The sequence below is a fragment of the Cobetia crustatorum genome (assembly GCF_000591415.1).
Taxonomy (GTDB): Bacteria; Pseudomonadota; Gammaproteobacteria; order Pseudomonadales; family Halomonadaceae; genus Cobetia; species Cobetia crustatorum.
This window is the reverse complement of sequence record NZ_JEMF01000076.1, coordinates 1-11,006: the sequence shown is the minus strand read 5'-3', so window position 1 is coordinate 11,006 and position 11,006 is coordinate 1. Positions and strand designations below refer to the sequence as shown.

The following is an 11,006-nucleotide window of genomic DNA, read 5'->3' as shown; positions in this document are numbered from 1 at the left end:
AATTGGCGGGCTTTTTCATGCTGGGCGACTGGTATTTACATTCGATCAGGGTAGCTCGGACAGCACGTCGTAGTTCGCATCGACCCAATGACCGATGGCATTGCCGTCGGCATAGGCGAGATGCTGGGCGTACTGGGTATGCAGGCAGCGCACCTGATTCCAGTCACGAATACCACCGACGCCGCGTTCGCGCATCAGGTCAGCAAAGCCCAGGGCTTCGATGGCAGTGCGCTCAGCCTCGCTCATGAAGCTCCAGCGTTCGGCGACATAGGCTTCATGGCTCGCGCGATAGCGGGCCAGCAGCTCGTCATCTGTCTTGAGGCTTTCTTCCAGCCCCTTGATAACCCCCTCGGCCTCGATGCGTGATAGCGAGATCTTGAGGCGCTCATCGCACAGCCAGTAAAGAGTCGGGAAGGGCTTGCCATCCACCAGCGAATGCATGCGCAGCACCAGTGGTGTGCCCTCGCCATCGGTGGCAGCCACGGCCTGGATGCCGCGTGGCTTGCGCCCGAGCTGGCGCTCGATGATCTCGAGCTCCCGCGCGTCGGGACTATGATTTGTCAGGATCACCATGCTTGCGGTCAGGCTCCAGCACACACTTGTTGGACCGGGAAACGGCCCGGAAGAAAGCTTGGTTGAGTTGTTGAGGGCTAGGTACGTAGCCATGCCACTCACGCTCACAGTAGTCACTGCCGCGTGCCATCAGTTCAGGGGCCAAGCGATTGAACCAGCCATCATAATCGTAGGGGTCAAGGCCCGGCAAGCTGATGTGTGGGTAGTCGGCGAAGCGTTCGATGAACCACTCCTCCAGTGCCGTCTCGACCTGCACATGCAGTGCTGTCATCTCCGGGTAAATCCACTTGCTGTAGCGAATGCCCATCGGTGGAGTTCCTCGCTGGCGTGGCTGGCATGGGAGGAGGGTGCAGAGGAGAGCGAAGCAGTCTCAGTCCTCACGCGCCAAGGGGGCGAACTGGCCATTGGCCAACTGGCACAGTAGCGCGGGGGATAGGCCAATTTCCAATCCGCGCCGACCACCGCTGATGAATATTTCCTCAAGGGTCATCGCGCTGTCATCCACCCACAGCGGCAGACGCTTCTTCTGGCCCAGTGGACTGATGCCGCCCACGACATACCCCGTCGCGCGCTCAGCAGCATCATGTGCGGCCAATGCCGCCTTGCGTGCGCCCGCTGCTCGCGCCAGTGCCTTGAGATTCAGTGTGCCAGTGACGGGGACGACCGCCACGACGAGTGACTGGCGGATATTGCCGCCTTCCAGCTGACAGACCAGCGTCTTGAAGACCTGTGTCGGATCGAGTGCCAGCGCGCGTGCGGCCTCTTCTCCATAGGCAGGAGCACGCGGGTCATGTGCATATTCCAACGTACGATGCGGTCTGCCTTTCAGAATATTCAACGCCGGTGTCATGCCGGTACGCTGCCGTGCGTCGCGCCTGCCTGGGCTGCTTCGCGCAGGGCAGTGACATCCAGCTCACGACTATCGGTGTGCTCATGCAGATGTGATGTCAGTGTCTCACGCAGCACACCTTCGATGCGCAGCGATTGCTTGTTCTGATGATCGAACTGCACCAGTACGCATTGGCCGCGCGCGCCACACATCCCATGCTGCCAGACTTCCTGGGTGACAGTGAAGGAGCTGCCGCCAAGGCGTGACAGCCAGGTGCGAATTTCTACCTCGTGACCGTATTGCAGCTCGGCGAGGAAATCGACCTCAATACGCGCCATGATCAGCGGCCACTTGCGCGGGTCGAGATCGGGTACGAAGACACGAAACAGATCATTGCGTGCCCATTCGAACCATGCCGGAAGGCGGGTATTGTTGACGTGCCCAAGGGCATCGGTATCGAAGAAGGCCGGTTCCAGTGTCTTGAAATACATGCCATCACTCCTGTGGACGTCCGCGCTGGCTGAAGGAAAGAGGTTGAGGGGGATCCCGGTAGATCACGACGGTTGTGGCGGTGACCTGCGATGCAGAGACAGTCGCCGCTGAAGTAGCGTGAATAATCCGATCCAGGCCGTTGCCACCCCAAAACCGAGCAAGGTGCCGAGCAGCACACCAACGTTGGGGTAGCTGAGCGAGACCACCAGCGAATAGCACAGCAGTGAGCCCAGCCCGGCCGGATAATGCTTGATGACAGTCGCGACCGGCGCGGGCCCCTGAGTCAGATGCAAGATGACCAGCAGGGGATACATGGTGACCGGAAATGCCGCGACTAGACCCGCCCATGAAGGAGGCAACACATGCGCGAGTGCAGTAATACCGAACACGATACCGGCGGCCAGTGCCGCACGCGCCATCAGCGTGATCCACGAGAAGGGAGTCTTGCTGGCGGAAGTCTCGGGGACGCGGCGATACAGACGCATGCAGAGAGCGATGGCGACCAGCGTGACCAGTACACCTGTCACGCGAGTGAAGGAGAATTGTGCCAGCACCAGGCTCGCCACTAGCCATGCCAGCATGCCGCCCAGTGTGCCATTGATTACGCCACGGATACCCGTCGCGCGACCGCATAGCCAGTATCCCATTCCTAGCGCGAGCGTCGAGGAAAAGCCCGCCAGTGTATAGACGGCGCTCTGGCCGGCGAAATCAGGCGAGATCTCGATGCCGATAAAACCCAAGGTGATGGCCGTGCCCAGAGGATAGCCGGACAACATTCCTGCGGTGCGGGTCGAGAGTCGCTCTGCGACCAGCGATAGCCCCAGTACTACCGCAATGGAAATCAGCAGTTTCAGCAATTGCAGACCAAACTCTGGCGTCATGACGCTTTCCATCAATGCGAGTCCCAAAAGCGTTGATGGCAAAGTGAGATCTTGCCAAGCGCGAGTCCAGAAGCTTGATGCTGATGAGCTGCAGCCACCTCACTGAAGTCAAACTGGCGGTCGTCGATATGGACCTTGAATTCCCCTTCCTCGACCAACTCCACCAGCTTGCCCAGTGCCTGGCGCTGTTGTTCGTGACCGATGTCGGCAATGAGCGGCAGCAGAATGGAGAGGACTTCGAGGCTGCGACTACCCGCATGTAGCGGCGAGAGATCAACCAGGGTGCGAGCATTGATCGTCACGATGCGACCGCCCAGCTTGCTGGCAGCGAAGCTGGCGGCCAGATTGTCGCCACCGACGCAATCGAAGACCAGATCAAAGCCCTGGCCCTCCGTCAGGCGTGCGACATATTCCGGTACTGCTTCCTCACGATAAAGCACGACGTGCTCTGCGCCACATGCGCGAGCCATGCGCGCCTTGGCGTCACTCGAGACAGTGGCCGTCACTTCTGCGCCCAGCCAGCGTGCGATCTGCAGTGCGATATGGCCAACACCGCCCGCGCCACCGTGGATCAATACTCGCTGCCCAGCTTCCAGTTGCCCGCGCTCGGTCAACGCCTGCCAAGCCGTGATGAATACGACGGGTAGGGCACCTGCTTCCATGAAACTAAGACGGCGTGGCTTGCGAGTAATCAGGCGCTCATCCGCCAGCATGTAGTCGGCCAATGCGCCTTGATATGCACCGACACCACCGGCAAAGCCGAGGACCTCATCGCCGGGTGAGAAGGTCAGCACGTTCTCACCGACGGCATCGATCACACCAGCGACGTCACCGTTCAGGACGCTGGGAGCGGGAGGAAGAAGAGCGACCTGACCGCTGGCAAGCTTCAGGTCAAGCGGATTGACGCTGGAAGCCGCTACGCGGATACGCACCTGACCGGGGCCGGGTGCGGGTAGCGGACATTCAGTAGCAACAAATTCGGCATCCGGGCCGGGGTTGCGCAGCACCATGGCGTGCATGGAAGCGAGCATGTGACGTCCTCGTTGAAACAAATTCCAGCCATATCGGCCAGTGAACGGCACACCCTACCCATTGCACCAAGACTCGGCAATGCGACCAAGGCGGGTTGCGCAGGGCGATTTGCTGAATTGAGCGTTCAGAAACGCAAAAGCCCCTGCCATAAGGCAAGGGCTCGGAGCATGTTGTGGCCAGAAGAGCTATTTCAGTGCCTGATCCACAGCGTAGAACATGTTGCTATCAGGCGTTATGACGCTTGGCCTTCTTGTCGACCGGAGCGATCTCGCCGGACTTGATCTTGGCCAGGTACTGGCTCAGCTCGCGCTTCACGACTGGCATCAGATAGTAGAGGCCGATGACGTTGGCGATGGACATGGCGAAGATCATGGCATCGGAGAAATCGATGACCGGACCCAGGCTCATGGAAGACCCGATGACCACGAAGGAGAGGAAGATCAGCTTGTAGACGATCTCGGAGCCCTTGCCTTCACCGAACAGGTAGGTCCAGGCCTTCAGTCCGTAGTAGGACCAGGACAGCATGGTAGAGAAGGCGAACATCAATACCGCGAGGGCCAGCACATACGGGAACCACGGGAAGGCAGTCTCGAAGGCGTAGGAGGTCAACTGAACCCCCCCGAGGCCTTCGACCTGATAGGCGCCGGTGATGACGATAACCAGTGCAGTCATGGTGCAGATGACGACAGTGTCGATGAACGGCTCGAGCAGGGCAACGATCCCTTCGGTGACCGGCTGGGATGTCTTGACCGCAGAGTGAGCAATGGCAGCAGAGCCGATACCGGCTTCGTTGGAGAAGGCAGCACGCTTGAAGCCCTGGATCAGCACGCCGACGATACCGCCGCCGACTGCGACCGGTGCGAAGGCACCTTCAATGATGGCGCCGAAAGCATCCGGAATTGCACTGAAGTTGAAGCCAAGGATGACGAGCGCCGCAATGACATAGATGATCGCCATCATGGGCACCAACTTTTCGGTGACGCGAGCGATGGACTTGATACCGCCGATGATGACCATGCCGACGATGGCAGCCATCACGAGACCGAACAACCAGCCATAGCCGATCAGGAAGCTGGCATCACCGCCAGTGACGTTGACGGCTTGCTGATAGGACTGGTTGGCCTGGAACATGTTGCCGCCACCGATGGAGCCGCCGATGGCACAGATGGCGAAGAAGACTGCGAGCACCTTGCCCAGCCCCACCTTGCCATTTTCGGCGAAACCTTTGGAGAGGTAGTACATCGGGCCACCGGAGATAGAGCCATCTGCATTGACGTTGCGGTACTTCACGCCAAGGGTACATTCGCAGAACTTGGACGCCATGCCGAGCAGACCGGCCAGAATCATCCAGAAGGTGGCACCCGGTCCGCCGAGCGAGACAGCTACTGCGACACCGGCAATGTTACCCAGACCAACCGTACCGGATAATGCCGTGGCGAGTGCCTGGAAGTGTGATACCTCACCTTCGTCTTTCGGATCGGTGTAGTCACCCTTGACCAGGCGAATGGCATGGCTGAACAGGCGGAACTGCACGAACCCGAAGTACAGGGTGAACACGACGGCAGCAATGATCAGCCAGCCCACGATGAGCGGGAACTGAACGCCGGCAACCGGCACGGAATAGAAGATGAAGGAGACGATCGGGTTGACGATTGGGCCAATGATGTCGCTGATGGCCTGATCCATGCCTTCAGCACGTGCAGGGCCAGCGATGAGAGCAGCCATGAAGGCTGCCATGGAGGTGGCCCAGGGGACCAGAGAACGAATTCGACTCATGAGAGGAGGCCTCGAGAAGCGTGTTGTCGTTATGGGGTGTCGGCTCGTGTGCTATCAGCGTTATCTCGCCAGAGGCTGTTTTACCGTTGGTGATTTCATCAATGACAGCTTCACCAAGGACAGCTTTACCAAGGGCTAGGGCACGACAGTGACGGGAACCGATGCTTCTTGGATCAGGTGAGCGGTGACGCTGCCGAAGATGCGCGAGCGGACACTCTCGCCTTTGCGGCCAACGATGATCAGTTCGGCATTCACTTCACGTGCCAGCAGGCTCAGAATTTCGGCAGCATCGCCGTGACGAACACGCCCTTCGACCTGATAACCCTCTTTCTCCAGTTCAGTGATGGCGGGTGCTAGTACGCGCTCGCGTGCGAGTTTGATCTCGCTTTCACGGCGCCCAGCACGCTGGGCATTCTCTTCCGGCGTGTTGAAGCTATAGGGCGACCACTCGACGACGTAACACAGAATGATGTTGGTCTCTGGCCCGATGAGGGTGGCGACCCGCTTGGCATGGGCTATGGCGCTATCGCCACCCGGTGTGCCATCCAGTCCGACAATCAGGGAGGTGGTCATGAAGGCTCTCCAGGAGCTTGCCAGCCATCGTGACGCGGCTAGCGGATTCTTGTTGAAATACCGTTCGTAGACGGTTGAATGAACTTTACTCCTCGTCACCGGCAGAAATCCCTACGTTAATAACACTCCATGAAACGATGATTAAACGAAAGGGTGTTGAGAAGCCATCGCTGCTCAGACATTTACTGCGCCTGATCATTCTTGAGCCACTGTGAACGGGGTGTGATGGTGCACAAGTTAGAGTGCGAGCGGGCCGTTATTCGGCAGGCCAGTACATCGGAACATTGCAATGAATGTGCGATAGAGAAGTGCAATCGCGGGGAGGGCCATGAAGGGGAGAGGAGGGATAAGGGAGAGAAGGCAAAGTAAAAGCGCAAGACTATCTTGCTCGGCGACCGCATCAATCACTCGCAACGGTCGTCAATGGGCGATCACTGACAAGTAGAGCAGAGGAGCGATCGCAGGAAGGGGGAGTGGGCAGCCGAGTGGTTGGGCTAGCTGACCAGGTGGTCTTTCGCTACCGGGCTTACACCAGGCGCTGGTGAGTCAGATCTTGCCAAGCGGCTTCAATGGGCCATGCCAATGGTTGACGCAGGTGTTCCGGCAGCGCGATCAGTGCGGCATCGGGGCTTGCGTGTTCACGCATGCGTATCCAGCAATAGGCCCAGGCACAGGCTGCATCGCTATCATTGGGCAGAGGGTGTGCGGGCATTTGCATCAACAGAAACAACGCCGCCTTGGGCGCCCACAGTGGCGCACCACCTCGTTGGCCCAGCTTTCCAGCATTGCACCTTCGGGGTTGGTCGAGGGTTGTCCGAGGCTGGCCACGCGTGCCGTATCGGCTAGTAGCACGGCAAGACGCTCGCTATCTCCTCGGCCATGGGTCAACCACGCGAGCAGGAGGCCGGGGAGTCCCCGTTGAGCTTGCTGGTAAAAAGTGTCTTCGGACATGCACAAAGCCTTATGCTGTAGTAAATCCACAAGAAATCGTTCTGCTCGCCGCTTGTCTGTCGACGGCAAGTCGAGCGCTATCTCACGCTACCTGTTGATAAAGGGAGAACCCGTCTTGGAATTTGATTTTCTCACCCCGATTGATCGACGCCAGTACCCTTCTCAGAAATGGGATCGTTACGCCGCAGACGTGCTGCCACTCTGGATCGCTGACATGGACTTCAGTGCTCCACCAGCAGTGACGAGAGCCTTGGCCGAACGGGTCGCCCATCCGGTGTATGGCTACGCCAAACCCTCAAGCAGCCTCGACGATAGCCTATGTGACTGGAGTCGCGAACATTATGGCTGGGAGGTGCCGCGTGATGCCATCGTCTGGCTGCCTGGTGTCGTACCGGCGCTACATATTGCCAGCCTGGCGCTGACCTCGCCGGGGGCTGGCGTGGTCACGACGACGCCGATTTATCCTCCTTTCCTGCAAGTGGCAAACAAGACGGGTCGTCTCGCTCAGATGGCACCGTTGGCAGAGCCCCTGGAGCCTGGTGGTCCGTGGCGACTGGATTTCGAGGCATTGGAGGCTGCGATCACTCCCGAGACACAGCTTTTATTGTGGTGTCATCCACATAATCCTACCGGCCGTGTCTGGGGGGAGGAAGAGCTGCTCGCGCTGGCGGAGCTGATCGAACGCCATGATCTGCTGGTGATCTCCGATGAGCTGCATGCAGACCTAGTGGTTGATCCTACGGCTCGCATATCCCCTTGGCCAGCTTGAATGCGCGCCTGGCAGCGCGCTGTGTAACGCTGTGGGCACCGTCCAAGACCTTCAATACCGCCGGTTTGACCTTTGCTTGCGCGGTGATTACTGACCCTGCTGTGCGGGAGCGCTTTACCAGCGCTGCACGAGGCCTGATGCCGGACACCAATGTGTTGGGGATGGTCGCCACTGAAGCAGCATGGCGCGAAGGTGAACCTTGGCGGCAACAGCTGCTGGAAGTGCTGCGCGATAACCTTGATCTGCTGGAATCCTATGTCGCACGTTGGGAGGGGGTGAGCATGTCGCGCCCAGAGGCAACCTATCTTGCATGGTTGGATGTACGTCAGGCAGGGCTGGGAGACTCACCGCAACAGGCGCTGATTGATGAGTGTGATGTCGCCTTGTCAGATGGTGCTGACTTTGGCTGGCCGGGGTTTGTGCGCTTGAACTACGGCACTACGCGACGGCAACTGGAGCAAGCGTTACTGCAGATGGATGAGCGGCTAGCGACTCAAGAGCGATGATGTCGAGGATATGATCTGGGTCACGTCTTTGAGGTATTGCGCATCTCTTGCTTGAATTGATAATCATTATCGTTAAGTCTGTTGTGAGGCTGCTCGAAACGAGCGGCTGTCATTCAGGAGATAGAGCGATGATGCGCGAGATTTCAGCAGAGAGCGGGCAAGGATCTGTCTGGCGTGAGGTTGTCGAGCGTGCTGCCTGCCGTCAGTGGTGCTATCAGGGCGGCTGTCTGCGACTGGCTCACCAAGCCAGCGCTGCTCTTGAGGATTCACCTGTGGAGCCGGGAATCCACTTTCCTCTGACGATACAGCAGGCGCGGGCGCGACCATCGCTGCTCAAGGGCTGGTCTCGCCATCGCACATAGCCAGAGAGCGGCCAGTAGGTCTCAAGGCAACAGGGTCGGCATATCGAAAAGCCCCATGGACAGTACATGTCTATGGGGCTTTTGCGTGTTTGATAGCCGCTAGCGCCGCAATATCAGCACCCTGGTATCAATATTGATCTACCAATGGGGCCCTCAATACATCAGGGCGAACAACTGGCGGCGGAAGCGCACTGTCAGCTCATGCGTCGCACCGAGAGCATCGAAGACGCGTAACAGTGTCTTGCGCGCTAGGTCTTCACCGTACTGACGATCAGTTTTGACCAGACTAATCAGGGCATCCAGCGCCAGCTCGTAATGACCATCAGCCAGATCGCGCATCGCGCGCTGATAGCGAGCTTCACTGTCATTTCGTTCGATCATCGACTGAACGGCTTCGGGCGTCGGTGCTTCGGAGATGAAGTCGATACGAGCGCGCACACCGCGTGCTTTTGCGCCATCACGATCTTCCGGCTTCAGGGAGTCGAGCAGCTGACGGGCTTCTTCTCCGTTGCCTTCGGCCACGAGAACAGAGGCGAGATTGATACGATATTCCGGTACGTCCGGCGCATCCTGTGCAAGTTGCTGATACAGCGCCTTGGCAGTGTCGAGATCACCGTTCTCCAGTGCTTGGGCCGCTTGATCTGACTGGTTCGGGCCGCCACCCGCCGCAGGCAATACCTGATGCTGAGCGAGGAATGTGGTGATTTCTGCTTCCGACAGCGCCTGGGTGAAGTTGCCAGACAGGGAACCTCGCATCACCAGCTTGACGTCCGGTACCGATTGCACGCCCAGCTGAGCGGCGATGTCACGGTTGTCCTCGACATTCAGCTTGGCGAGGATAAAGCCACCGGCATATTCCCGTGCCAGCTTCTCCAGTACCGGTGTCAGTGCCAGGCAGGACTCGCTCGACGGTGACCAGCAGTCAAGCAGCACCGGTACCTGCATGGAGGCTTCCAGTACCTGCTGCAGATTGCTCATGTCGACATCAATGATATAGGTGTTGGCATCCTCCGCCTGTCGGGGAGTTGCTGTGTCGCCAGCACCTACAATGCCTTCTGGCTGGGCCGCAGTGGTGTCATTTCCGGTCAATGGCTTGCCGGTATTGGGATCAATGATCATGAGACATGCCCCGAAGATTCTGTATGCGATTCAAGGCTCGCAAGCGAGCCGGTTGGCCTGATGATGCGGGCCGTCGCAGCGGAGTTCAAGGTGCTCGCCCACAAGAGGCAGGCATTGGCCTCTCAGGGCATCAGGCTTTCGCCTGCCAATGAGGCGATACAGGCGATCTCATTCTCGTTTAGTGGCATCACGGAAAGGCGTGCGCGCCTCACCAGGTGACTCTCGGCCATCGGTGGGGCGGCCTTGATACGAGAAAGGGGAAGGGTGGTAGAGAGCGGGCGCAGATAAGCAAGGCGCGGTGCCAGCCAGCGGGGTGGCTTTCCCGCCTCTAGATCAGCGACGTGGCGAGGGTCAAAGCCTGCGTGATCAGGATGGCTGGCAGTCGGGTCAGGCAGTGCAATCTCACTGACGACGGCTAGCCCCACTATTGCGGGCACCTTGCAGCTGGAATGCTGGATAAGCACTACGTCGCCGCAGCGCATTTCACGTAGAAAGTTGCGTGCTTGATAGTTGCGAACCCCATCCCATAGCGCGGGAGACTCACGACGTAGATCTTCCAGAGAGAAGGTGTCGGGCTCCGTCTTGACTAGCCAATGGCGCATGCGAGACTCCCTGCAAGGAAAATGGTGTCTGAAGATTCTCGCATGCTACCGCGCTGGACATGTTTTTTGTGCGCATACGAAAAAGGCCTGATGCATAAGCATCAGGCCTTTCGAATTCTTGGTAGCGGGGACCGGATTTGAACCGATGACCTTCGGGTTATGAGCCCGACGAGCTACCAGACTGCTCCACCCCGCAACACTAGATACTGCTTTTGCTCCAACTCTCTGACGCATCAGAAGTTGGTAGCGGGAACCGGATTTGAACCGATGACCTTCGGGTTATGAGCCCGACGAGCTACCAGACTGCTCCACCCCGCATCAACGTGTGGCTTATTATAAGGATATACAGTGATAGGTCAACCGTTATCCCGTAATTGGCGGAAAGACTTTCCTCTGAGTGAGTGAGGGCAAACGTGCCATCGAGAAACAGGAGATAGTCGTCGTTGGATGTGAGAGATCTGCTACATACTTTCCGGCCAGATCTTGTCCATACTGGATTGTGACGCGCCTCGGACAAGGTGGTAGCCGAATGCGTTGAGCG

12 protein-coding genes, 2 tRNA genes and 1 pseudogene are annotated in these 11,006 nt (G+C 58.5%); 2 read left to right on the top strand and 13 right to left on the bottom strand.

Features of this window, described 5'->3' with window-relative positions; genetic code table 11:
- Nucleotides 1-45 precede the first annotated feature (45 nt).
- From BF12_RS0114345 to BF12_RS23430, 9 genes are all read right to left on the bottom strand, one after another.
- A complete protein-coding gene (locus tag BF12_RS0114345; RefSeq protein ID WP_024952869.1) occupies nucleotides 46-573 on the bottom strand; it encodes a DUF501 domain-containing protein in 528 nt (175 codons plus the stop codon).
- On the bottom strand, nucleotides 551-880 hold the full coding sequence (locus BF12_RS0114340) for a hypothetical protein (RefSeq protein ID WP_024952868.1): 330 nt from the start codon (nucleotides 878-880) through the stop codon (nucleotides 551-553). The genes BF12_RS0114345 and BF12_RS0114340 overlap by 23 nt, the downstream gene beginning before the upstream one ends.
- 63 nt (nucleotides 881-943) lie before the next feature.
- Nucleotides 944-1,411 (bottom strand): aminoacyl-tRNA deacylase, encoded by a 468-nt coding sequence (locus BF12_RS0114335; protein ID WP_345917423.1) that lies wholly within the window; start codon nucleotides 1,409-1,411, stop codon nucleotides 944-946.
- 8 nt (nucleotides 1,412-1,419) lie between these two features.
- Nucleotides 1,420-1,893, bottom strand: coding sequence for an acyl-CoA thioesterase (locus tag BF12_RS0114330; RefSeq protein WP_024952866.1), 474 nt, complete (start codon nucleotides 1,891-1,893; stop codon nucleotides 1,420-1,422).
- A 63-nt stretch (nucleotides 1,894-1,956) separates the two neighbouring features.
- Nucleotides 1,957-2,775 (bottom strand): hypothetical protein, encoded by an 819-nt coding sequence (locus tag BF12_RS0114325; RefSeq protein ID WP_024952865.1) that lies wholly within the window; start codon nucleotides 2,773-2,775, stop codon nucleotides 1,957-1,959.
- A gap of 11 nt (nucleotides 2,776-2,786) precedes the next feature.
- Nucleotides 2,787-3,806 (bottom strand): zinc-dependent alcohol dehydrogenase family protein, encoded by a 1,020-nt coding sequence (locus BF12_RS0114320; RefSeq protein ID WP_211242469.1) that lies wholly within the window; start codon nucleotides 3,804-3,806, stop codon nucleotides 2,787-2,789.
- Nucleotides 3,807-4,032: 226 nt separating this feature from the next.
- On the bottom strand, nucleotides 4,033-5,583 hold the full coding sequence (locus BF12_RS0114315; protein ID WP_024952863.1) for an alanine/glycine:cation symporter family protein: 1,551 nt from the start codon (nucleotides 5,581-5,583) through the stop codon (nucleotides 4,033-4,035).
- A gap of 135 nt (nucleotides 5,584-5,718) precedes the next feature.
- Nucleotides 5,719-6,156: a universal stress protein gene (locus tag BF12_RS0114305; RefSeq protein ID WP_024952862.1), complete on the bottom strand. Its 438-nt coding sequence runs from the start codon at nucleotides 6,154-6,156 to the stop codon at nucleotides 5,719-5,721.
- 717 nt (nucleotides 6,157-6,873) lie between these two features.
- Nucleotides 6,874-7,107 (bottom strand): hypothetical protein, encoded by a 234-nt coding sequence (locus BF12_RS23430; RefSeq protein WP_345917422.1) that lies wholly within the window; start codon nucleotides 7,105-7,107, stop codon nucleotides 6,874-6,876.
- Between the two features lie 115 nt (nucleotides 7,108-7,222).
- Between BF12_RS23430 and BF12_RS20340 the strand changes: the two are divergent.
- A pseudogene (locus BF12_RS20340) lies at nucleotides 7,223-8,382 on the top strand (MalY/PatB family protein).
- A 128-nt stretch (nucleotides 8,383-8,510) separates the two neighbouring features.
- Nucleotides 8,511-8,744 (top strand): hypothetical protein, encoded by a 234-nt coding sequence (locus tag BF12_RS0114290; RefSeq protein WP_024952861.1) that lies wholly within the window; start codon nucleotides 8,511-8,513, stop codon nucleotides 8,742-8,744.
- Between the two features lie 153 nt (nucleotides 8,745-8,897).
- Here BF12_RS0114290 and BF12_RS0114285 read toward each other — a convergent pair whose 3' ends face one another.
- The 4 genes from BF12_RS0114285 to BF12_RS0114270 form a co-directional block, all read right to left on the bottom strand.
- Nucleotides 8,898-9,863 (bottom strand): tetratricopeptide repeat protein, encoded by a 966-nt coding sequence (locus BF12_RS0114285; RefSeq protein ID WP_024952860.1) that lies wholly within the window; start codon nucleotides 9,861-9,863, stop codon nucleotides 8,898-8,900.
- 122 nt (nucleotides 9,864-9,985) lie between these two features.
- Entirely contained in the window at nucleotides 9,986-10,465 is a 480-nt protein-coding gene (locus BF12_RS0114280; protein WP_024952859.1) for an EVE domain-containing protein, read from the bottom strand.
- A gap of 119 nt (nucleotides 10,466-10,584) precedes the next feature.
- A tRNA-Met gene (locus tag BF12_RS0114275) sits at nucleotides 10,585-10,661 on the bottom strand.
- A 45-nt stretch (nucleotides 10,662-10,706) separates the two neighbouring features.
- A tRNA-Met gene (locus BF12_RS0114270) sits at nucleotides 10,707-10,783 on the bottom strand.
- Nucleotides 10,784-11,006: the final 223 nt, after the last annotated feature.

What these genes read in the sequence shown, in the direction of transcription:
- BF12_RS0114285 (WP_024952860.1), bottom strand. Translation starts at nt 9,863, where the DNA reads ATGATCATTGATCCCAATACCGGCAAGCCATTGACCGGAAATGACACC.
- BF12_RS0114320 (WP_211242469.1), bottom strand. Translation starts at nt 3,806, where the DNA reads ATGCTCGCTTCCATGCACGCCATGGTGCTGCGCAACCCCGGCCCGGAT.
- BF12_RS0114340 (WP_024952868.1), bottom strand. Translation starts at nt 880, where the DNA reads ATGGGCATTCGCTACAGCAAGTGGATTTACCCGGAGATGACAGCACTG.
- BF12_RS0114290 (WP_024952861.1), top strand. Translation starts at nt 8,511, where the DNA reads ATGATGCGCGAGATTTCAGCAGAGAGCGGGCAAGGATCTGTCTGGCGT.
- BF12_RS0114345 (WP_024952869.1), bottom strand. Translation starts at nt 573, where the DNA reads ATGGTGATCCTGACAAATCATAGTCCCGACGCGCGGGAGCTCGAGATC.
- BF12_RS0114280 (WP_024952859.1), bottom strand. Translation starts at nt 10,465, where the DNA reads ATGCGCCATTGGCTAGTCAAGACGGAGCCCGACACCTTCTCTCTGGAA.
- BF12_RS0114315 (WP_024952863.1), bottom strand. Translation starts at nt 5,583, where the DNA reads ATGAGTCGAATTCGTTCTCTGGTCCCCTGGGCCACCTCCATGGCAGCC.
- BF12_RS0114305 (WP_024952862.1), bottom strand. Translation starts at nt 6,156, where the DNA reads ATGACCACCTCCCTGATTGTCGGACTGGATGGCACACCGGGTGGCGAT.
- BF12_RS0114330 (WP_024952866.1), bottom strand. Translation starts at nt 1,893, where the DNA reads ATGTATTTCAAGACACTGGAACCGGCCTTCTTCGATACCGATGCCCTT.
- BF12_RS0114325 (WP_024952865.1), bottom strand. Translation starts at nt 2,775, where the DNA reads ATGACGCCAGAGTTTGGTCTGCAATTGCTGAAACTGCTGATTTCCATT.
- BF12_RS23430 (WP_345917422.1), bottom strand. Translation starts at nt 7,107, where the DNA reads ATGTCCGAAGACACTTTTTACCAGCAAGCTCAACGGGGACTCCCCGGC.